Consider the following 22389-nt stretch of genomic DNA (forward strand, 5'->3'; position numbering starts at 1 on the left):
ATTGAGATTTATTACAATCGGGTCAGAAGACATTCTGCAAATGGCTGGTTAAGCCCTGAAGCCTTTGAGAAGAAATATTTTAAGAATTTAGAGGGATTTGTTGTCCACGATACTGTCTAGGATCAAACCAACGGTTGTAAAAAATAAAAATTACATACCGGAATAAATAGCCCCTGCCCCTACTTAGGTAAAATGCTGTGAATAAAAAATTAGAAGCTCTGTTCCAAGAAAAGGTACAAGGTAAAGTCATTTTAGTGACAGGTGCCTCAAGTGGAATCGGTTTAACGGTTTCGAACAAACTTGCTGACGCTGGTGCGCATGTTTTACTGGTTGCCCGTACTCAAGAAACATTAGAAGAAGTGAAAGCAGATATTGAAAGCCGTGGCGGTCAGGCATCAATTTTCCCATGTGATCTTAACGACATGGACATGATTGATCAGGTTTCTAAAGATATTTTAGCTTCTGTTGATCATATTGATATTTTAATCAATAACGCAGGTCGCTCTATTCGTCGTGCTGTTCATGAGTCTTATGATCGTTTCCATGACTTTGAACGTACCATGCAATTAAACTACTTTGGCGCTGTACGAATGGTGCTTAATATTTTGCCTCACATGATTCAACGTAAAGACGGTCAAATTATTAATATTAGTTCAATCGGCGTATTAGCAAATGCAACACGCTTCTCTGCCTATGTCGCTTCTAAAGCTGCACTTGATGCATTTAGTCGTTGTCTTTCTGCCGAAGTTCATGCGCATAAAATTGCGATCACATCAATTTATATGCCTTTAGTGCGTACCCCAATGATCGCACCAACCAAAATTTATAAATACGTGCCAACCCTTTCACCTGAACAAGCAGCTGACTTAATTGCTTATGCAATTGTGAAACGTCCAAAACGTATTGCGACGAACTTAGGTCGTTTGGCGTCTATGACGTATTCTGTAGCACCAGGCATCAACAACATGTTTATGTCGATTGGTTTCCGCCTGTTCCCAAGTTCTGATGCAGCAAAAGGCCAAAAAGCTGAGAAATTGAACTGGGCACAAAAAGCTTATGCACGAATTTTCCCAGGTGAACATTGGTAATTCGACATATTAAGTTGAGTTAAAAATAAAAAAGCGCTTCTTAAGAAGCGCTTTTTTATTTAGGCTTGTTTACGCATCTAAAAATTCAACATGCCCTGTTTTAACATCGTAAATCGCACCAACAATTGCAATCTCACCGCGGTCTAGCAAGTCTTTAAGTACTGTACTGTTATTAATAATATATTGGATGTTGTAGTGAACGTTCATTGCTGTCACCTGATTAATAAAAGCTTTGTTTACCTCACGTGGTTGCATAATGTCATATACACTTTCTACCGAGCGCATGAGCGGTCCAAGCACATATTGAATATGCGGCATTTCTTTGACATCAGAAATTTGTTTTTCCTGTAACCTTAGCTGACATGCACTGGTCACTGCTCCGCAGTCGGTATGACCTAAAACTAAAATGACTTTAGAACCTTTGGCCTGACAGGCAAACTCAAGCGAGCCTAATACTTTTTGACCTGCGATATTACCGGCAATCCTTAAACTAAACAGATCACCAATACCCACATCAAAGATCATTTCGGTAGGCGCACGTGAATCCATACATCCCAAAACAGCCGCAATCGGGTGTTGACCTTCATCTGCGGTGACACGGATTTGACGATAAATATCACGTTGTAAACGTTCATTTTTTACGAAACGTTCATTACCTTCTTTAAGTAAAGTAACCACCTGCTGCGGACTTAATTTACGCTGTAAATCTCTAGTACTTATGTAGATATCAAGAACTGCATCATCTACTTCTTCATAGTGCTGTTTAAACCCTATAAGCTTCAAATCAACCTGACGCTTAACTGCCGTTTCATTTTGATAATCTTGAATGACCTGATAAATATCTGGATCAATCGAATCGCATTGAGTCGCATCAATAATCAACTGCTGATCTTTATGAACATGTTCCAATGCAGAAATGAGCGCTGAACGATTAAGAAAAGTCACTTGTGATGGAAGCTCAATACGGGTCACGATTCCATGTAAGTGCTTTTCTTTATAAACACGAACGCCTTTATTGAAGTTGCCATATAAAATAAACGCACTACTGGTAAATAGACCCACCAAAATTCCGGTTAACAAGTCTGTCAGTAAGATTGCAACAAGGGTGATAATGAAAGGTAAAAACTGTTTCCAGCCTTTTTGATAAAGCTGTTTAAATAGCTTTGGATGAGTCAGTTTAAAACCAGTCACGATTAATATCGCTGCAAGTGCAGACAATGGAATCATATTCATAAGTTGAACAAATAATAAAACTGCTAGTAGCAATAATACGCCGTGAATAATCGTGGAATATTTACTACGTGCGCCTGTATTTGCATTTACAGAACTGCGGACAATGACTGAAGTGACTGGCATGCCGCCAATTAAACCTGAAACAATATTCCCCGCGCCTTGTGCCCACAGTTCACGATTAGGTGGAGATGAACGCTTTTGAGGATCAAGTTTATCTGCGGCTTCTAAGTTTAGTAATGTCTCTAAAGACGCCACAATCGCGAGTGTAATTGCTCCAGTATAAATTAATGGTTCAGCCAGATAGCTAAAGTCTGGAAAAACCAATACCTCTTGCGGCGCTTGCAATATGTTTGGTAGTTGAATCAAATTATTGGTTTGTACTGCCCAAGGCGAGCCGATATTCATTAACACAAAATTTAAAACTGCTGCAATAACCACAGCAATTAAAGCCGAAGGTATGGCCAACTTTTTAAGTGGACTATTATCCCAAGCTAAAATTAAAAATAAACTCAGTAGGCCAATAAGCGCTGCGCCAGCGTCAAAGTGCTGAAGAAAAGTATCAGGTGTAGCAGTCCAAACGTTTTTCCATGAAAAGTCAGTCAGCCCAAATAAATATGGCAACTGAGTCACAATCAGAATAGCACCAATAGCAGCCAATAATCCTAAAATGACGTTGTTTGGAATAAAGTTAGCAAAGAAACCTAACTTAAATATTCCAAATAGAATTTGTAAAATTCCTGCAAATACAATACACAATAAAAAGGCGGCATAGTTGCCGCCTAATTGATCTAACTGTACAAGGATGACCGCAGTCAGCCCTGCTGCTGGGCCAGAGACACTGATGTGAGAACCACTCAGTAGGCCAACAATAATTCCACCAACAATCCCGGCAATAATACCCGAAATGATTGGAGCGCCTGAGGCTAAGGCAATACCCAAACATAAGGGTAACGCCACGAGAAATACGACCACTCCCGAGAGGAGATCGTTTAAATGAAATCTATTTTTCAGTTCTAAAGCCGGCATAAAAACAACCATTTATAATATAAAAAAACAATCAATTTTTAATGTAACTGCCTGAAAGTGAGGAACTTACTTCAAGGCTTTGTCGATATTGTCTGACAACTGAAAAGGGTTAAAGTTGAGTTATGCTATAACGTTGTATAGTTGATTGTAGATTTCACAACGTTTTTGTTGATCTTAAGGTTCACCTCATCTTTACCACTGCGATTTCTGAAAAAACGAATTCCACGCTCTCTAAAGCAAACTACTAAACAATAAAAAACCTCCCGTTTGGGAGGTTTCTTTAGGTATTCTAAAGGCTCTTATTTAGAACCTTTAATTCCTGCTTGTAGTAACAATGCACCAAAACCACCAATTTTTTGCTCTTGTGGTTTTTCTTGTTTGCTACGTTGTGGACGTTCAACCTGATCTTTACGCGGCTGTTGAGGGCGCTTACCTTGCGGTTTACGCTCAGAACGCTGTTCATTATTTTGCTCACGACGCGGTGGACGCTGTGCCTTAACAGGAGCTGCACCTTCTGCACGCATACTCAAGTTCACACGGTTACGCTCAGCATCAACTTGCATCACACGTACTTGTACAATCTGACCTGGTTTAACTACTTTATGCGGATCAGAAACAAACTCATTTGCTAATTCAGAGATATGAACTAAACCGTCTTGATGTACACCAATATCAACAAAGGCACCAAAGTTTGTGACATTGGTAATTACACCCTCAAGCTGCATGCCTTCAGTCAATTGACCCACTTCAGTGATATCTTCGCGGAATTTAGCAGTACGGAACTCTGGACGCGGGTCACGGCCTGGTTTTTCAAGTTCAGCTAATACGTCTTGAACTGTTGGCAAACCAAATTTGTCATCAACAAATTCATCAGCTTTTACTTGGCGAATGATTTCGGTATTACCAATAATGTCTTTAACTGTCGTCGCTTTCGCCGCAACAATTTTCTCAACAAGACCATAACTTTCAGGGTGAACAGCAGAAGCATCTAAAGGTTCAGAGCCATTTTGAATACGTAAGAAGCCAGCTGCTTGTTCAAAAGTACGCTCGCCTAAACGAGGTACGCTTTTCAACGCTTGACGGTTATCAAAACGACCATGTTCTTTACGGTATTCAACGATTTGCTGAGCAATTGCTTTGTTTAAACCTGCAATGTAAGCCAAGATTGCTGGTGAAGCAGTATTTACATCAACACCAACAGCATTCACACAGTCTTCAACTACCGCATCAAGTGTTTTTGCCAAACCAGTTTGATTTACATCGTGTTGATATTGACCTACACCAATCGATTTCGGGTCGATCTTCACAAGCTCAGCAAGTGGGTCTTGTAAACGGCGAGCAATAGAAACTGCTCCACGAATTGAAACATCAAGCTCTGGAAGTTCTGCCGAAGCAAGTTCACTTGCAGAGTAAACAGATGCACCTGCTTCACTTACAGTCACACGTGTTAATTTAAGGTCTGTATTTGCAGCCATCATTTCAGCAACTACAGCTTCTGTTTCACGGCTCGCAGTACCGTTACCAATCGCAATAAGCTCTACGTTATATTCACGACACAAACGAGCTAATTCAGCAATTGAACCTTCTTTGTCTTCTTTAGGCGCAAATGGGTAAATCGTGCTATGAGCAAGTACATCACCTGCATCGCTTACGACAGCCAGTTTCACACCTGTACGGATACCAGGGTCAACACCCAAAGTTGTACGGCTACCTGCTGGGGCAGATAACAATAAATGACGAAGGTTTTCAGCAAATACCTGCATTGCTTCTGCTTCAGCAGCAAGACGTTTTTCTGTTAGCAATGAATGCTCGATTTGAGGACGAACTTTACCTAACCAGAATAATTTTGCAGTTTGCTTTAAGAAATCTTGGCGAGTTTGTGGCTGAACTTGATCAAGGTTGTATTCAGTTTCAATACGTGCCAAAGGTGCATCATCTTCACCATCTACTTTTAAACCAAGTACGTTTTCTTGACGACCACGTAACATTGCCAATAAACGATGAGAAGGTAGTTTGTTTAAGCCTTCAGAGAATTCAAAGTAATCGCGGAACTTTTTACCGACTTCTTTCTTTTCTTCAGAAGCAACTGTACTTTTTAATACTGCTGTTTTTGCAAAAGTTGCTTTTAATTCTGTAGTCAGTGCAATGTTTTGTGCCCAGTCATCAATCAGAATATGCTGAATTGCATCTAACTGACTTTCAACATCTGGATATTCTTCATGACTAAAACCAGCCAATGCTTCTGTTGGGTCAATTTGTTCTGCAATAATTTTTTCAGCGATTGGTCCTAGACCCGCTTCTTTCGCCTTGAAAGACTTACTCGTACGCTTAGGACGGTACGGTGCATAAATTTCTTCTAAAGCATTTTTTGTTTCGGCTGCATTCACCCGCGCCAATAAGTCATCATTCAATTTATTCTGTTCTTGCAATGACTGAATGACCTTTTCACGGCGCTCATATAAATCACGTAAATACGCTAAACGAGTATCTAATTGGCGTAACTGCGTATCATCTAAACCTTGTGTTACTTCTTTACGGTAACGGGCAATAAATGGAACACTGGCACCTTCGTCAATTAAGCGGATGGCAGCTTCTACTTGGTTTGGACGTACGGCAAGCTCACTTGCCAACTGCTGAACTAAGTCAGTCATCGTGTTTGATCCCACAAGGATAAAGTTTAAAAGCAATGATTATAAAGACCAAGCCCATAAAATCCACACTTGTTTGCGTATTCAAAACGTTTTTTTGTATTGACTATGAATTTTTCACATTCTTATCTTAAAAAAACTCTTTTAAAACCTGATCTATTTGTCATTCTACTTTTCAAGTCGAACTTTATTTAAAGATAGGAGTTGTAGCAACTCTTCTAGTATCCAATTAAATTTTTTAATACAAATTACGAGAAAATGAACATATTGATACATGGCTAGAAGGTATAAAAACTTCATTTTTCTTCTTTTTATATATAAATTTTGAGCCTCTCATCAATAAAACATCTAACAATACTTGTAAAAACTAAAGAATGAATGAAGAGAATTTTTTTAAATAATTTATTTGAAACAAATATTTATTAAAATTTAATCGATAAAAAACCAGCGAATGATTGAATATTTGGTTTTTTATCGCGGGCTTTGCTAAATTATGGGCATAAGATGTTGTTTTTTGGTTTCAAGCACCTACGAAAATTGTAATTTTGAGCAAATTGATACATAGTCTTAACAAGAACATCGGCATTATACTGAGGGCTTGCTGGCAATAAGCCTGAGCGCCCCAATAATATATAAATTATGACTTTAAAAGGGAGTACATCATGAGTTTAGTTGTACCTGCTGAACATCCTGAAACCGTACATAACGAAACGGATCGTGTCGAGCGCATTTTAGTAGTCGATGACGATGTGCGTTTACGTACCCTCTTGCAACGCTTTTTAGAAGATAAAGGCTTTGTTGTAAAAACTGCCCACGACGCTTCGCAAATGGATCGTTTATTACAACGTGAGTTATTTTCTCTTATCGTTCTCGATTTCATGTTACCCGTTGAAGATGGTTTAAGTATTTGCCGACGCTTACGTCAGTCAAACATTGATACTCCTATTATCATGTTAACTGCTCGTGGTAGTGACTCTGATCGTATTGCTGGTCTAGAAGCTGGTGCAGATGACTATTTACCAAAACCATTTAACCCTAATGAGCTTCTAGCACGTATTCGCGCAGTATTACGTCGTCAAGTTCGTGAAGTTCCGGGTGCTCCAAGCCAACAAGTTGAAGTAGTTAGTTTCGGCCCATGGTCTTTAGATCTATCTACACGTACGCTTACTCGTGAAGGTCAAATCGTTACATTGACTACAGGTGAGTTTGCGGTATTGAAGGCTTTGGTACAGCATCCACGCGAACCATTAACACGTGACAAACTCATGAACTTGGCTCGTGGTCGTGAATGGGGTGCAATGGAACGTTCTATTGATGTTCAGGTATCTCGTCTACGTCGTCTGATTGAAGACAATCCAGCACGTGCACGCTACATCCAAACTGTGTGGGGCGTAGGTTATGTATTTGTTCCAGACGGTGCTGAATAAGTTTGAGATAAAATAGAGTGACTTTAGAGCCAATTCCACCACAAAACTTTACCGATTACGTTACGTACTCAGAGCGTAAACGGACGAGGTGGGAACGTTTCCTCGACAAGATTAAGCCACGTTCTGCTGCCATGCGTACCACTATTTTGGTACTGCTGGTGGTGTTCTTTAGCCTGTTTATGTCATTGTGGTTTTTTTGGCGCACTCTCTATTTACCAGAAATTCAACAACATGCCCGTTATCTGGCTGTTGAACTAGAACTGGTCAATAATCCTAATATTCGTATTTTACATGGTAATAACGAAGTTGATATCGATACCTGGTTACGTAATCGGGTTGGTATTGAATACATAACTGATCCTAAAGAATATCCAAGTGTCCGCGATAAAGTTATTGCCGAGTTTTTTACTAATCACGTTGAGCAGAAACTAGCCAATGAGATTGGCACTAAGGACGTTACGGTTTACTTCCAATTTAAACCAAGCCCACGTATTTGGATTCAAACTCCTGAAATGCATGGTAATTGGGTCCGTGAGCCCCTAAAAACTTATGCAAACTATAGCCCTGAACTATTAATTGGTTGGGTTGTGGGTGTTCCTTTAGCCTCAGCCATCATTATTTTGATTTTGGTTCGACAAATGAACCGCCCTTTGCGTCGTTTGCAAAATGCTGCCAATGAATATAGCAAGTCAGGAACAGCGCCTTACCTAGATACCAATCATGGTCCACTAGAAATTCGCCAAGTAAACCAAGCCTTTAATCGCATGGTATATACCCTTGATCAAACCGAGCGTGAACGACGGATTATGTTGGCCGGTATTTCACATGATTTGCGCACGCCCCTTACACGTATCCGTTTAACGGCAGAAATGTTGCCTGATGAGTTTTTTCGTGAAGGCTTGGTGTATGACGTAGATGATATGGATGCGATTTTAAATCAGTTCATCTCGTATATGCGCGACGGTTCGGATGAAGAATTAAAAGACACTAATATCAATATGTTATTGCAGGAATTAATTGTTCAGTTTAAACCGCTTGATATTCGTTTCGAAATGCAAGATGTACCGATTATTCCTGCACGTAGCCTCTCATTAAAACGTCTCATTGCCAACCTAATTAATAACGCAAAGCGTTATGGTGCAGAACCAATCGAACTCAGTGCAAAAGTTGAAAATGAACATATTTTGATTACGGTAGCCGACAATGGTGAAGGCATTCCCGAAGACCAAATTGAAGAATTAATGCAGCCTTTTGTTAGAGGTAACGCTGCTAGAACAATTCAAGGTAGTGGTTTAGGCCTTGCAATTGTTAAACGTATTGTCGATATTCATCAAGGTGAGATCCAAATTCACAACCGTGAACAAGGTGGTTTAGAAGTTATTATTTCTTTACCCATCCCAAAACCAGCGGCTGAAGAAAATACCACGACAAATCCGTTAGAAAAAATTAAACAAACGTTAAGTGAGCGCTTTTAATTTGATCGAATGATCATTTAAAGTGCTATTTTAAATTTTTAAAAAATGTTTAAAATCAATCAAATACAAACCATAAAAATAAATTATACCCACATTTATTTAAAAAATTAGACCTTAGCCTAACACCTATGCACTTTTCATTTTTTCATAGCTAAAATCCCGTATGTTTTGACAATATTGAGGATGTCCAATGTCTTTAAGTCGTATTCGCCTAGCTTCTCTTCATGACAAGGTCATCAGTGCTGAACAAGCTGCGCAATTCATCGAAAATGGAATGACCGTTGGTATGAGTGGTTTTACTCGTGCCGGTGAAGCTAAAGCTGTTCCACAGGCACTTGTAGAGCATGCAAAGAAAAATCCGTTAAAAATCACGTTAATTACGGGTGCTAGCTTAGGTAATGACTTAGACAAACAACTCACGGAAGCAGGTGTTTTATCTCGTCGCATGCCTTTTCAGGTAGACAACACTTTACGCCGCGCAATTAACAACGGCGAAGTCATGTTCATTGATCAACACTTATCAGAAACTGTTGAGCAAATGCGCAACCAACAATTGAAACGTCCAGACGTTGCAGTAATTGAAGCAATTGCAATTACTGAAGATGGCGGCATTATCCCGACTACCTCTGTAGGTAACTCAGCAAGTTTTGCTATTTTTGCCGAAAAAGTGATTGTTGAAATCAACACCTCTTTAAGCGAAAGCTTTGAAGGTTTGCACGACATCTACATTCCGACTTATCGTCCAACACGTACGCCAATTCCATTAACAAAAGTGGATGAACGTATTGGTACAACAGCAATTCAAATCGATCCTGCAAAAATTGTAGGTATTGTATTTAACGATACACATGACTCACCATCAACAGTAACTCCTCCAGATGATGAGACTCAAGGTATTGCAAACCACTTAATTGCTTTCTTTAACAAAGAAGTTGCAGAAGGTCGTTTACCGAAAAACCTTGGTCCATTACAAGCAGGAATTGGCTCTATTGCCAATGCTGTATTAACAGGTTTAAAAGATTCTGATTTTGAAGACCTCATCATGTACTCAGAAGTACTACAAGACTGTACTTTTGAACTCATTGATGCAGGCAAAATGAAGTTTGCTTCTGGTAGCTCAATTACACTTTCAGCGAAATGTGGCGAAAAAGTTTTTGGCAATATCGAAGCTTACAAAGACAAATTAGTGCTTCGTCCGCAAGAAATTTCTAACCACCCTGAATTAGTTCGTCGTTTAGGCATTATTGGCATTAACACTGCGCTTGAGTTTGATATTTACGGTAACGTGAACTCAACTCACGTATGTGGTACAAAAATGATGAATGGTATCGGTGGTTCAGGTGACTTCGCTCGTAACGCACACTTAGCGATCTTTGTGACTAAATCAATTGCTAAAGGCGGCGATATTTCCTCTATCGTGCCAATGGTGAGCCACGTTGACCACAGCGAACACGACGTTGATATTTTAGTGACAGAGCAAGGTCTAGCAGACTTACGTGGCTTAGCACCTCGTGAACGCGCTCGCGCTATTATCGACAACTGCGTACACCCACTTTATCGTGATGCATTAAATGACTACTTTGACCGTGCATGTGCCAAAGGTGGACATACTCCTCACTTACTTCGTGAAGCATTGTCTTGGCATGCAAACTTTGAAGAGACAGGTCAAATGCTTCAAGCAGCACCAGTTGCAAAATCAGCTTAAATCACTGGTTTAATTCAAGCACTCCTTCGGGGGTGCTTTTTTATTTGTTTAAATTATTAATAAACACTGCTCAAACTCATATTTTTATTTTATCTTTTCAGCACATCAAAACAAAAAGTAGAAATCCGCATGTTCATTATTCGCCAATTTACAAATGCAGATCTGGATGATGTCGTTAATTTATGGGAAAGCTGCGGTCTCACCCGCCCTTGGAATAGTCCTGAAACAGATATTTTCAGAAAAGTCTCCCAACAGGATGATTTGTTTTTGGTTGCTATTAAAGATGAGCAACTGATTGGCACGCTTATGGGCGGCTACGACGGCCATAGAGGTTGGATTAACTATTTGGCTGTTCATCCCCACCAACAACGCTTAGGCATCGCTACAGCGCTCGTTCAGCAGCTTGAGAAGCGTCTCATCGCTCGTGGTTGCCCAAAACTGCAATTATTAGTCCGTAAAGACAATTTGAATGTCTTGAATTTTTACGAACAGCTCGGTTACGACGAAGTAGAAGCCGTGTGCTTAGGCAAACGACTCATTAATGATAGTCCTCACGAGTAGAGACAAGTTTTCAGTTGAGCCATTTTTAGAAAGTGAAGGTAATATTGGGGATAACCCTATTTGCTTGTGGATAAAATGAGATTTATACACAGCCACGATTTCATATTTTTTATTAAATCAGCAGACATGAAAAAAGCCCCATACTTTAAAGTATGGGGCTTTTTCGAATATGGTGGCGAGACCCAGGATCGAACTGGGGACACACGGATTTTCAATCCGTTGCTCTACCTACTGAGCTATCACGCCGATGGCCTGTATTAAGCCGCATCTCAGAACAATAGTCAACAATTATCCTGAGTTTCTGATTTAAATGGATATTTTTTATACTTAAAAAAAAATCCCTGATGGGATCAGGGATTGAAAACACAAATAATGGTGGCGAGACCCAGGATCGAACTGGGGACACACGGATTTTCAATCCGTTGCTCTACCTACTGAGCTATCACGCCGAAGTGGGCGTATTAAACAATGTTTATTAGTTAACGTCAAGTAACTTCCGCATTTTTTGTAACAAGTGATTATTTTTAAATCACAGTTACATTAAAAATAGGCTTTTAGGTATGTAGTTTACCAATATGTGCTAAACAACGATGGATAGCCCCACATCCCGGTTCAAAAGTTTTAACGCCATTTGATTCTTCTATACGGCAAGCTTCTTCAACTAAGCGCTCAGCGACACCACGACCACGGTTAGCAGGATGCACAACAATATATTCAAGAACCTTGCTTTCACCTTGTCCTGAAGACCAAATTGCACCTATAATTTTGGTGTTAAATTCGGCAGTGTATAGCGTGGTATACTGCTGTAAATCTTGTTCAAGTTGTTCAATCGCATCGTGCCCGTCACCAAACTCCGGACTTGTATCATACAAACGCTCAAGCTGATCACGAATCTCTGAATTATCTAGAGAACTATAAGCATGTACGGTAATAGGCATTGATTAACCCTCCTGAGCAAACTATGATGCTGTCACGAATTCGTCACAGCGAAATTGTCGTTAACATCCAATCATTTTTGACGTTTTTTTGAGGAACGTGTCCATGACGCAACGTATCAGTGAAGTGGTTAGAAATACCAATGAAACCAAAATTCGAGTTCGCTTAAATCTCGATGGTACTGGTCAAGGCACACTAAACACCGGAGTTCCATTTTTAGACCATATGATTGATCAAATCAAGCGACATGGCTTATTTGATATCGATATTCATTGTGATGGAGACCTCGAGATTGATGATCATCATACCGTAGAAGACTGCGGTATCACGCTTGGACAAGCTTTTGCACAAGCTTTAGGTGATAAAAAAGGTTTAAAACGCTATGGTCACTTTTATGCACCATTAGACGAAGCTTTATCTCGCGTAGTGGTAGATTTATCTGGTCGTCCGGGTTTATTCATGGATATTCCATTTACCCGTGCACGCATCGGCACCTTTGATGTCGATTTATTTTCTGAGTTTTTCCAAGGTTTTGTAAACCATGCGCTTATGACCCTACACATCGATAACTTGAAAGGTAAAAACAGCCATCATCAAATCGAGAGTGTATTTAAAGCACTAGCGCGTGCTTTACGTATGGCATGTGAAGTTGATCCACGTGCTGAAAACACGATTGCATCGACAAAAGGTAGCCTCTTATGACACGTATCGCGTTACTTGATTATGGCATGGGCAATCTACACTCAGCAGCTAAAGCACTTGAGCATGTGGGCGCTACAGTCGATGTAACTAACGACCCAAAATTAATTGCACAAGCCGACAAAATTGTTTTCCCAGGTGTTGGGGCAATGCGTGACTGTATGCAAGGCATGCGTGAAGCAGGTATTGATGAAGTCGTACGCAATGCTGCTTTTAATAAGCCAGTTCTTGCGATTTGTGTAGGCATGCAAGCCTTACTGCAAAGCTCTGAAGAAAATGGCGGTGTAGACGCACTCGGTATTTTTGACGGTGTAGTAAAGCACTTTCCTCAAATGGAAGGTTTGAAAGTCCCACACATGGGCTGGAACCAAGTTCACCAAATGGACCCAAGCCATCCGATGTGGAACAACATTGAACAAGATGCTCGCTTCTACTTTGTACACAGCTACTATGTTGAACCGAAAGATGAAAAGCTTGTGGCTGCAACATGCGAATATGGCGTGAACTTCTGCACAGCAATTCACAAAGATAATTTATTTGCGACTCAATTCCATCCAGAGAAAAGCCATACTGCTGGATTGCAGTTACTTAAAAACTTTGTGGAATGGAATATTTAATTTCACGAAAGCTTTAAACAGATCAGGTCTAGATGGCCTGATCTTTTTTTTTATTTATAATAATAAGCAATCATTTATAGAATGATATTTTATTCAACAAAATATTGAATATTTATACTTTTAAATAAAACCAAATGATCAGGATAAACACAATGAGTTCACCTTTTGAAAATCAGCCACTTCAGCAGGATTCACCCTTTAAAGCGAATGGGCGTTTTGGACGACTCTCTTACGCTGCTTGGACATTCTTATTTACACTCGTCCTCGTTATAGCCTTTCTGCTTATTGCTTTTACTTTCGGTCTTACACAAAATGAGGGCACCCCAGGTTTTACTGCGCCAGGCATCATCGCTATTGCCATTCTCTATATTGTCGGTATTTATATTAGCTTCGTATTTACTATTCGACGTTTGCATGACCGTAATAATACCGGATGGTTATCTTTACTCATGCTCGTACCAGTCGTGAACATTGGCCTTGCCATTTATTTATTCTGTGCAAAAGGAACTGAAGGACCTAATGATTATGGACCGAAGCGTCCAACGCCAAGCTGGGAACGTGTTTTAGGTTGGATCTATATTGTCATTATTCCACTCGCATTTGTTTTCGGAGTTATTGTTGCAATGATGGTCCCGAGTTATCAAAGTTATATCGAAAGAAGCGAAAGTATTGAAATTGGTACACCATCTCAGTCTCAATAATTTTTAAAGTTTCGTAAAGCCTAGTTCTCTAGGCTTTATTCATATATAAAGGGAATAGCTCAATTTATTTGTACGCTGTTAAATATGCCCGAAACCTTTCCCCTCCTCGACAAAGCCTCTATTCAACAACTCCCACCTTTTAAAAATCTTAACCACCAAAATATTGTGGTGATTGAAAATATTGAGCAATGCAAAACTATTGAAGAAGAATTAAAAGCAGCGATCTTTTTAGGGTTTGATTCAGAGTCTAAACCGACATTTCGGGTAGGTGAGGTCTCGACGGGTCCACATCTGATTCAGCTTGCCACAGAACATAAAGCCTATTTATTTCATGTCAATTCATCGACTTTAAAATTTTTGCAGCCTATTTTATCCAATCCAAAACAACTTAAAGTCGGCTTTGGTCTTAAGAATGATAAGCACATTTTTCATAAAAAAGGCATAGAGCTTGAAAGCTGCATTGACCTTGCTAAAGGTTTTAGTCACTTTGGTTTTACCCAGCAAATGGGTGTACAAAAAGCCATAGCACTATTATTTGGACAATATCTTTCAAAGTCAAAGAAAGTCGGAACATCAAATTGGGCGCAAAAGCCACTTACACCACAGCAAATCAGTTATGCAGCCGCTGATGCTTATGCAGCTCTACTGGTATTTTTAGAGCTTCGTAAACAAAACTTATTACCGGCTCACATTTCACAAACGATTCAAACCGCACTTCACGCGTAAAGTTATAAAAGTCTTTTCTAAGGCTTAGCGATTGATCAATACTTTGCTAAGATGTGCACAATTTCATAAACATGATGAAGCAAGGAGCGAAAGCATGCTAATCATTCCAGCAATTGACCTGAAAGATGGTAAATGTGTGCGTTTAAAACAAGGGCGTATGGAAGACGATACCGTTTTCTCTGACGATCCGGTTGCAACTGCCCAGCATTGGGTAAATGAAGGCGCACGTCGTTTGCATTTGGTCGATTTGAATGGTGCTTTCGCAGGTACGCCTATCCATAAACCTGTTGTTGAAGCGATTGCTAAAGCTCAGCCAGAATTACCAATTCAAATTGGTGGTGGTATTCGCTCATTAGAAACGATTGAACATTACTTAGAAGCTGGTGTGACTTTTGTCATTATCGGGACTAAAGCAGTTCAAGAGCCAGAATTTGTAGAAGAAGCTTGTAAGCGCTTTGCTGGCCACATCATTGTTGGTATTGATGCCATGAATGGTATGGTTGCAACTGACGGTTGGGCTAATGTTACTGACGTGAAAGCAACCGACTTAGCAAAACGCTTTGCAGATGCTGGTGTGTCTAGCATCGTTTATACAGACATTGCACGTGATGGCATGATGCAAGGTGTAAACGTTGAGCAAACTGTCAACTTGGCTCAATACTCTGGCTTACCAGTGATTGCTTCAGGTGGCGTAACTAACCTTGATGACGTTCGTAACTTAAAAGGCAAACCAGGCATTTTAGGTGCAATCACAGGTCGTGCAATTTATGAAGGTACTCTAAACCTTCGTGAAGCTCAGCTTCTGTTAGATGAAAACCGTCTTTAATTTTTAAGATGTAAAAAAGGGCCTCTTTGGGCTCTTTTTTTATTTTAATCATTTCTAATTTAATAGTTTTTCTAAATCGATCACCTCATCTGCCAGTTCCATTGCATAGGGTGAATGCGTAATCATAATCACGGACGGAACAACTTGCTGAATATATGCAAGTATATCTTTTGCAGTATCTACATCTAAAGCTGCGGTCGGTTCATCTAATATGATGAGTTGTGGGCGTGCTAAAAGACCCCGAAGGATACAAATTCTTTGCTTTTCTCCCCCTGAAAAATTCTTATAAATTTCAGTGAGATCATCATCGAGCGTTAACTCATGCTTTTTCAATATATGTAACAGTTTAAACTGATCAAGCATCTGAATTAAGTAAGAATCTTCATATATATACTGAGAGTTATAAACCAAATTATCTCTTAAAGAATAAGGGAAAATAACAGGTTGCTGGGCAACATAGACCACTTCATCAAAAATATGCTTAGAAAAGTTATGACTGATATCGACATTTTTATAAAAAAGCTGCCCTGACTGAATCTGATATACCCCCATTAAATAATTCATCAGAGAAGTTTTACCTAGCCCTGTTTGCCCAATCACGACATACGTTTTATTAGCCAAAATTGTTAAATTAAAATGGTCTACTGCTCTTTTTCCTAACGAAAATTTGGCATTTATAAATTGAAATATGACTTCGGAATGTTGAATGGTAGACGACGTATATTGCTCTTTCTTGAGATTAAAATACTGTCGGTATTTTGCTAAAGCCACAAAGTTGCCATTTAACCGCATCAAACTTTGGGAAACAGCCAAAAATGGATTGGTGAGTTGAATAATATAAGTACTTATCAATACGAAAGCCCCAGCTGTCAATTGCTTGTCAGTTGAAAGAAATACAGTAAATAACATAAAAATAAGTAAGAATAAAAAGATCATAAATAACTGAGAAATCATCAATAATCCTATTTTCTTATTTCTATCTTTTGCCGTTGTGATATATAAATTTAGAGTGTCATTAAATTTCGATAACTGAAACGGCACTGCATTTTTTACTTTAATTTCATAGGAGTTAGATATTTGATGTATTAAATGACTATTCACTAAATTGTCTTTTTCATACATAGCATCGAATAGTGAACTACTTCTTTTATTTATATAAAAGGAAACGATAAAAATAATAATAGCGACCAATAAAAAGCTAATACTGAAAAGTAAACTAATGGTCGTAAACAAAACCGCAAAAATCATTACCAATTGGAAAATAATTGGTCCTAAATAAAAAGTTAACGTTAAATTAATCTCACCAAAAGCAGTACTTCCTCTTTCAAGATCACTCATTACTGTTCCAGCCTCGATTTGATCTTGTGCATCTTTTTTAAGATTTAAATAATTTTTTAAGCCTGCAGAAATTAATGATCCTTTGAAATCGACCATCAAATAAGCCCCAAAAATATTTTGCGTCCAATGGCATAACTCATTGACTAACCATGCGGTCGCGTAGGCAAGTACAAGTAGATATAAAAAATTAAATGGGAGCTGAATATTGAGTAAAAAGTTATATTCGTGTGCAGAATAATCGATAATAATTTTTAGCAAGTATGGTAATAAAGTCGTAAAAAATGCTGCAAATACCACTAATAAAAACATAAGAAACATACTACTTCTTTGTTTCTTATAGTTTTCTTTAGAAATATTCCAGATAAATTTATAGTTCTGAATATCTTGCGAACTTAATAAAAACTTCATTTCTCTATCTTTTTTCTGTTAAAACGATTTAAAAATAATTTCATTACACAAGAAATATCATAACTTGTCTTATTTATTGTTCTTCATGTTTTTTGTTTAAAACTAAACTTACAACTTTTTAAATAAGATAAATGCAAGATATAAAACCGAATACTTCATATAGTTTTAAAAAAGATTTTAAAGTTAATACACCACATTACGAATGAATTTAAGTATTTGATTACCGCTATTCACATACGTATAGGTCACTGAGCTGGCATATATAATTGAAGAGCCAGCAGCTATAGTTTTTGAGCCATCTGCAAATTGTATCGTTAGCTCACCTTCTAATACATAAATAAGCTCTTGCCACCCTTCTGGGTCTGCTTCAGCAATATAAGACTCCCCTACTGCCAATGACCACGTCCAAAGCTCAACTTGGCTATGAGACGGAACTGAAGCCAGTAATGTTGCTTTGCTTTCCTCTCTTTCACCCTGCCAAGCAAGTACATTAACCAAGGCTTGTTCTTTATGCTCGGGTGCGCTCACAATCGTTCTAAAGTCTACCCCCAACACTATCGCAATCGCGTCGAGTTTAGCCAAGCTGATATTGACTTGTCCTGTTTCTAAAGCAGCAATGGTACGTCTACTTACACCCGCCTGATCTGCCAATTCCTGTTGGCTTAAACCACGCTCATCTCTTAGTGAACGGATATTTGTGCCGACATGCTGTAAAACGGTACTCGACTGGCTCATAGAATAGGTAGTAAAGAAAATTTGAGTAATATATTGCACAAAACTGAAGAATAGCGCAATATGCGCAGTATATTGCACAATTTATTTTAACTTGAGTATGTCACCAATTTCTCTGAGTTCAAGCAAAGCCCCACAGTTAGCCCTGATTCTGATTACGATCATTTGGGGAGGAACATTCCTTACAGTGCAATATGCGCTGAATTTTGCATCGCCTATGTTTTTTGTAGGCTGCCGTTTTGCTGTAGCAGCTCTTACTTTGCTTCTTATTTCATTAAAAAGTATGAAAGGTGTTACTTTAAAAGATTTAGGCGCTGGTAGCGCGATTGGTCTTGTGATTGCGGCAGGCTACGGCACCCAGACCATTGGCCTACAAACCATTCCGAGTAGTGAATCCGCTTTTTTAACGGCGCTATATGTTCCGCTTGTTCCTATTTTAATGTGGCTCATCTTTAGAAAAACTCCCCATATCATGACTTGGGTGGGAGCTGCTCTTGCGTTTGCTGGCCTTGTTTTATTAACGGGCAATGGTTTTGAGCAAATTTCATTAAGTTTTGGACAGCTTTTAACAATCTTGGGTGCATTTGCGATTGCTTTAGAAATTATTTTTATTAGTTACTTTGCTGGAAAGGTAAATTTGCGCCGTGTAACCATTATTCAACTTGCTGTCGCGTCTCTACTTTCATTTGCAGTTATGCCTGTGGTGGGCGAGCATACGATTCCAGCATTTTCATGGCCGCTTGTACTCCTTGCTGTTACATTAGGTTTAGCAAGTGCACTGATTCAATTTGTGATGAATTGGGCTCAGCGTATGGTTGATCCTTCACGTGCTGCGATTATTTATGCAGGAGAGCCTGTTTGGGCAGGAGTTATTGGCCGAATCGCAGGTGAGCGATTACCAGTTATTGCTCTTTTGGGCGGTGCTTTAGTGGTGTTAGGTGTTTTAGTCAGTGAGTTAAAACTTAAGTTACCCATTAAAAAAAACTAAAAGAATTCGAGAATAAAAAAAAAGAGAGCTTAACGCTCTCTTTTTTTATCTATTATTTTTTCTTTAATAAAATGCAGGGCTCGTAGTACTCAACCGTCGGCATTGGATCATAAAATGGATGAAGCAATTTCTTCCATTCCTGATAAGCTTCAGACTTTCTAAACCCTTCGGTATGATGTTCAATCTCATCCCAAGAGATCATTAGAATATAATGATGTGGGTCAGTTGCATGTCTAATGAGTTGGACAGCATTGAAGCCCTCCATTGGATAAACAATATGTTTTGCCTGCTCGAATGCTTTAAGAAATGCTTCACTTTGCCCAGGCTTTATACTCAAATGCACATGTTCAATAATCATGATTTATTGATACATCGGACGATTGTCGTTTAATGCAATCAGACCGCGAATTGCACGATATACGATCCAGATCCATGCCACTGTAATCACGCCCACACAGAATACGGTCGATGAGATCGCAACACCTGCAAATAAATCGGTATTTTCACCTGTAAAAAACAAGAAAATAAACGGTAAAAAGGCAATAATATTCCAAGCGAGATACCACCAGAATGTTCTGATTTGCCAAGTAAAGTGACTCGCAAAAATTGAACCTTGTACATCGGAACGTTTTACGTAGTTAATAATTAAAGCAATAATCGCAAGTAAGCCGCCCGTAAAAATGGCAACAATATAAAGCACATACAAAATAAGTGTTAAAGTACGATTTGGATCTTGGTCGATAGAACTATTCATTTTTATACCTCTCAAGTTTAATAAAACAATTTACTTTTATGATCCCCGCAAAACGTTTAAAGGAGAAATTAGCCACAAAATCAAAAGTAAATGAAGGAATATGGTACAAAAATAAATCTTACGGAATGGTTGTTTTTGTGTTTTATGTCTCAGTTTTTGTTGTGCCCACCATGCAGCTGGCCAACCACCTAAAAAGCTCACAATATGTAAAGTCTGTTCAGGAATACGGCGATTGCCTAGTTGTGCGGCTTCTTTATCTTGTGAATATAGCCAATAACTTAAGGCATTCATCATTAAAACAAACAACAAAGTATAGGCTGGCAGAACATGGATAAAACTCATAATGCCCATTAGAACAAAATAAAATACGATGCCCATTTGCATGGCAGACCATGGTTTTGCCTGAAATGAAGATTCTGTTTTTGCTGACTTTGAAGCTTTACGCGTTTGTGATGCCTTCAAATAAGTGACTTGCTGGGCACGGAAGCGACCTCGCTCATCTAAAATGACCAAATACTCTAGTGCACAGCCAATAATTGGCCGAGGTCCGGGGCGTGCAAAATCTTTGATATGCAAAAAGACTCGCTCTTTTTCAGCATCATCCGGCTGAATAAAGCCATAACCTTTTTCGTCGAACCATTCGACTAATCGCCCCTGATCTCGCATCTCTATTCCTTTTATGCTTTTACATGACTTAAACGGTCTTGCATCATTGCTCGCATTTCTTGCGGATCTTTTTGCAAAATGTCGTCGCCAGTACGTCCTTCTTCTTTATTTTTTTGAGCAACTTGCAAGCGCATTGACCAAAAGCGGCATGCTGCCATTGCTAAGAATACATCTAAACATTCAAGTTCATCTGAAGTAAGCACACGAACCTTTTGGTATGCCGCTAAGTAAGCTGCCACTTTGTCTGAGTTTAAATGCGCTGCTGGATATTCGGTACAAAAATCATTGATGGTAATCGCAATATCAAACAGCAATTCATCTTGATTTAACTCGTAAAAATCTAAAATACCTTGTAATTGATCACCTTCAAACAATGTATTGTCGCGGAATAAATCTGAATGAATAAAACCTGTTGGTCGGTTTGAATACTGCGCTGTTTTAGCATTAAACGCTTGATAGGCCTGCTCAAGTAAAGCTTGGTCATCTTGAGTCATATTTGGCTTAAGCTGCTCTGCAACGCCTGTCCAATATTGATGATCGCGTCTATATTCACGTTCAAGCGGAAAGTCCTGTAAAGCCACATGCAGTTTCGCCTGTGCATCTGCAATTGCTGCAACTTGTGCTACTGTAGTTTGCATGGGATGGTGACCCATGAGACGTGGTGCAATCTGTGCAGGCTTGTCTGCAATCACGTGAACCGCTTGTCCGCTGTGTTTTAACGGTACAGCAACGGGTACATCATGAGTCCCCAATTGTTCAAGTACAGGAATAAGTTCACCTGCCCCTTGTGCATCTAACTCTTCAAACACGGTAAGTACATACTGTTTGCGGTTTACATCAACCAAAAAATAATTGGTGTTTTGAATACCTCCCTGAATTGGGTTCAGCTCCAACACCTCTAATCCATAAGGTGCAGCAAAGGTGCGAACTTCATCTAAACTCAACGGGGTATAAACCGACATGGAAAACCTGCAAAAAACATCTGTGAAGTTTGATAGAATACCTCTTCCCTCCATGAAGGTGTAGCGCCTGTGTAGGAACTTTCACCAACGGCGATTATTTTTGGAAAAAGCTATGCTTGCTAAACGTATTATTCCTTGCCTAGACGTTGATAACGGACGCGTAGTTAAAGGCGTTCAATTCCTCGATATTCGTGATGCTGGCGACCCTGTTGAAGTGGCACGTCGCTATAACGAACAAGGTGCAGACGAAATTACTTTCTTAGACATTACCGCTACACATCATGGACGCGATACCACTTACCGTACTGTTGAACGTATGGCCGAGACAGTATTTGTGCCATTAACTGTCGGTGGTGGTGTACGTAAGGTTGAAGATATTCGTGCGTTATTAAATGCAGGTGCAGATAAAGTGAGTATTAACTCAGCTGCCGTATTTAACCCTGAATTTGTTCAAGAAGCTTCTCAGCACTTTGGCGCACAATGTATTGTGGTTGCGATTGATGCCAAAAAAACTGGCGACAACAAATGGGAAATCTTTACTCACGGTGGTCGTAAACCAACGGGTATTGATGCGATTGAATGGGCTGTGAAAATGGCTGACTACGGTGCAGGTGAGTTACTCATTACCAGTATGGACGCTGACGGTACTAAAGCAGGTTATGACATTGCTTTAATGCGTGCTATTAATGACCGCGTGACCATTCCAACGATTGCTTCTGGTGGTGTAGGTAACTTACAGCACCTTGCAGATGGTATTTTACAAGGTGGTGCCGATGCAGTGTTGGCAGCAAGTATTTTCCACTTTGGCCAATATACGATTCCAGAAGCTAAACAATATTTAGCTGAACAAGGCATCGAAATGCGCTTGTAAGC

20 protein-coding genes, 2 tRNA genes and 3 pseudogenes are annotated in these 22389 nt (G+C 39.4%); 14 read left to right on the forward strand and 11 right to left on the reverse strand.

What is annotated here, in order from left to right:
• A pseudogene (locus MSG95_RS16675) lies at positions 1–120 on the forward strand (IS3 family transposase); the annotation flags it as partial.
• A gap of 77 nt (positions 121–197) precedes the next feature.
• Positions 198–1088, forward strand: a complete 891-nt coding sequence (locus tag MSG95_RS16680; RefSeq protein WP_004705127.1) for an SDR family NAD(P)-dependent oxidoreductase — start codon at positions 198–200, stop codon at positions 1086–1088.
• 69 nt (positions 1089–1157) lie between these two features.
• Here the strand turns inward: MSG95_RS16680 and MSG95_RS16685 are convergent, their stop codons facing one another.
• Both MSG95_RS16685 and MSG95_RS16690 read right to left on the reverse strand, forming a co-directional pair.
• On the reverse strand, positions 1158–3347 hold the full coding sequence (locus MSG95_RS16685) for a bifunctional SulP family inorganic anion transporter/carbonic anhydrase (protein WP_077166017.1): 2190 nt from the start codon (positions 3345–3347) through the stop codon (positions 1158–1160).
• Between the two features lie 299 nt (positions 3348–3646).
• Complete coding sequence (locus MSG95_RS16690) at positions 3647–5998, reverse strand: Tex family protein (RefSeq protein ID WP_039251066.1); 2352 nt, start codon at positions 5996–5998, stop codon at positions 3647–3649.
• 659 nt (positions 5999–6657) lie between these two features.
• Here MSG95_RS16690 and ompR point away from each other — a divergent pair.
• The 5 genes and pseudogenes from ompR to MSG95_RS16710 all read left to right on the forward strand — a co-directional run bounded on the left by ompR (position 6658) and on the right by MSG95_RS16710 (position 11163).
• Entirely contained in the window at positions 6658–7422 is a 765-nt protein-coding gene (gene ompR / locus MSG95_RS16695) for a two-component system response regulator OmpR (RefSeq protein WP_000060753.1), read from the forward strand.
• Between the two features lie 17 nt (positions 7423–7439).
• The gene (locus MSG95_RS16700; RefSeq protein WP_019458448.1) at positions 7440–8897 is read left to right on the forward strand and encodes an ATP-binding protein; all 1458 of its coding nucleotides are present in this window, start codon (positions 7440–7442) and stop codon (positions 8895–8897) included.
• Between the two features lie 53 nt (positions 8898–8950).
• Positions 8951–9052 (forward strand): annotated as a pseudogene (locus MSG95_RS18945) (hypothetical protein); the annotation flags it as partial.
• Between the two features lie 35 nt (positions 9053–9087).
• Positions 9088–10602, forward strand: coding sequence for an acetyl-CoA hydrolase/transferase family protein (locus MSG95_RS16705; protein ID WP_002116671.1), 1515 nt, complete (start codon positions 9088–9090; stop codon positions 10600–10602).
• A 129-nt stretch (positions 10603–10731) separates the two neighbouring features.
• Positions 10732–11163, forward strand: coding sequence for a GNAT family acetyltransferase (locus MSG95_RS16710; RefSeq protein WP_039251061.1), 432 nt, complete (start codon positions 10732–10734; stop codon positions 11161–11163).
• A 170-nt stretch (positions 11164–11333) separates the two neighbouring features.
• Here the strand turns inward: MSG95_RS16710 and MSG95_RS16715 are convergent.
• The 3 genes from MSG95_RS16715 to MSG95_RS16725 all read right to left on the reverse strand — a co-directional run bounded on the left by MSG95_RS16715 (position 11334) and on the right by MSG95_RS16725 (position 12101).
• Positions 11334–11409, reverse strand: a tRNA-Phe gene (locus tag MSG95_RS16715).
• 127 nt (positions 11410–11536) lie between these two features.
• Positions 11537–11612, reverse strand: a tRNA-Phe gene (locus MSG95_RS16720).
• Positions 11613–11717: 105 nt separating this feature from the next.
• Positions 11718–12101 (reverse strand): GNAT family N-acetyltransferase, encoded by a 384-nt coding sequence (locus MSG95_RS16725; RefSeq protein WP_004705113.1) that lies wholly within the window; start codon positions 12099–12101, stop codon positions 11718–11720.
• Positions 12102–12204: 103 nt separating this feature from the next.
• On the opposite strand from MSG95_RS16725, the gene hisB reads away from it, so the two are divergent.
• The 5 genes from hisB to hisA all read left to right on the forward strand — a co-directional run bounded on the left by hisB (position 12205) and on the right by hisA (position 15668).
• Positions 12205–12801 carry an imidazoleglycerol-phosphate dehydratase HisB gene (gene hisB / locus MSG95_RS16730; protein WP_324645142.1) on the forward strand — a complete coding sequence of 199 codons (597 nt, stop codon included), beginning with the start codon at positions 12205–12207 and terminating at the stop codon, positions 12799–12801.
• Positions 12798–13415 carry an imidazole glycerol phosphate synthase subunit HisH gene (gene hisH, locus MSG95_RS16735; RefSeq protein ID WP_039251058.1) on the forward strand — a complete coding sequence of 206 codons (618 nt, stop codon included), beginning with the start codon at positions 12798–12800 and terminating at the stop codon, positions 13413–13415. Before hisB ends, hisH begins: the two co-directional genes overlap by 4 nt.
• Before the next feature lie 152 nt (positions 13416–13567).
• Positions 13568–14116, forward strand: coding sequence for a DUF805 domain-containing protein (locus tag MSG95_RS16740; protein WP_077166018.1), 549 nt, complete (start codon positions 13568–13570; stop codon positions 14114–14116).
• 84 nt (positions 14117–14200) lie between these two features.
• Positions 14201–14842, forward strand: a complete 642-nt coding sequence (locus MSG95_RS16745; protein WP_077166019.1) for a 3'-5' exonuclease — start codon at positions 14201–14203, stop codon at positions 14840–14842.
• 94 nt (positions 14843–14936) lie between these two features.
• A complete protein-coding gene (gene hisA / locus MSG95_RS16750) occupies positions 14937–15668 on the forward strand; it encodes a 1-(5-phosphoribosyl)-5-[(5-phosphoribosylamino)methylideneamino]imidazole-4-carboxamide isomerase (RefSeq protein WP_002052186.1) in 732 nt (243 codons plus the stop codon).
• Between the two features lie 54 nt (positions 15669–15722).
• Here the strand turns inward: hisA and MSG95_RS16755 are convergent, their stop codons facing one another.
• Together MSG95_RS16755 and MSG95_RS16760 are read right to left on the reverse strand one after the other, a co-directional pair.
• Complete coding sequence (locus tag MSG95_RS16755) at positions 15723–17414, reverse strand: ATP-binding cassette domain-containing protein (protein WP_077166020.1); 1692 nt, start codon at positions 17412–17414, stop codon at positions 15723–15725.
• A 183-nt stretch (positions 17415–17597) separates the two neighbouring features.
• Positions 17598–18149 (reverse strand): helix-turn-helix domain-containing protein, encoded by a 552-nt coding sequence (locus tag MSG95_RS16760; protein WP_213033581.1) that lies wholly within the window; start codon positions 18147–18149, stop codon positions 17598–17600.
• Positions 18150–18246: 97 nt separating this feature from the next.
• Between MSG95_RS16760 and MSG95_RS16765 the strand changes: the two are divergent.
• A pseudogene (locus tag MSG95_RS16765) lies at positions 18247–19150 on the forward strand (DMT family transporter).
• A gap of 36 nt (positions 19151–19186) precedes the next feature.
• On the opposite strand, the gene MSG95_RS16770 reads toward MSG95_RS16765, so the two are convergent.
• The 4 genes from MSG95_RS16770 to MSG95_RS16785 are packed head-to-tail and all read right to left on the reverse strand — an operon-like array spanning position 19187 to position 21516.
• Entirely contained in the window at positions 19187–19492 is a 306-nt protein-coding gene (locus tag MSG95_RS16770; RefSeq protein WP_077166023.1) for an antibiotic biosynthesis monooxygenase family protein, read from the reverse strand.
• A 3-nt stretch (positions 19493–19495) separates the two neighbouring features.
• Positions 19496–19888, reverse strand: coding sequence for a DUF4870 family protein (locus MSG95_RS16775; RefSeq protein WP_077166024.1), 393 nt, complete (start codon positions 19886–19888; stop codon positions 19496–19498).
• A 36-nt stretch (positions 19889–19924) separates the two neighbouring features.
• Positions 19925–20554, reverse strand: coding sequence for a DUF1294 domain-containing protein (locus MSG95_RS16780; protein ID WP_077166025.1), 630 nt, complete (start codon positions 20552–20554; stop codon positions 19925–19927).
• Positions 20555–20565: 11 nt separating this feature from the next.
• Positions 20566–21516 (reverse strand): homoserine kinase, encoded by a 951-nt coding sequence (locus MSG95_RS16785; protein WP_077166026.1) that lies wholly within the window; start codon positions 21514–21516, stop codon positions 20566–20568.
• 112 nt (positions 21517–21628) lie between these two features.
• On the opposite strand from MSG95_RS16785, the gene hisF reads away from it, so the two are divergent.
• Positions 21629–22387 (forward strand): imidazole glycerol phosphate synthase subunit HisF, encoded by a 759-nt coding sequence (hisF, locus tag MSG95_RS16790; RefSeq protein ID WP_000880078.1) that lies wholly within the window; start codon positions 21629–21631, stop codon positions 22385–22387.
• The last annotated feature ends 2 nt before the right edge of the window (positions 22388–22389 follow it).

This window comes from Acinetobacter sp. IK23 (assembly GCF_035615275.1).
Taxonomy (GTDB): Bacteria; Pseudomonadota; Gammaproteobacteria; order Pseudomonadales; family Moraxellaceae; genus Acinetobacter; species Acinetobacter seifertii.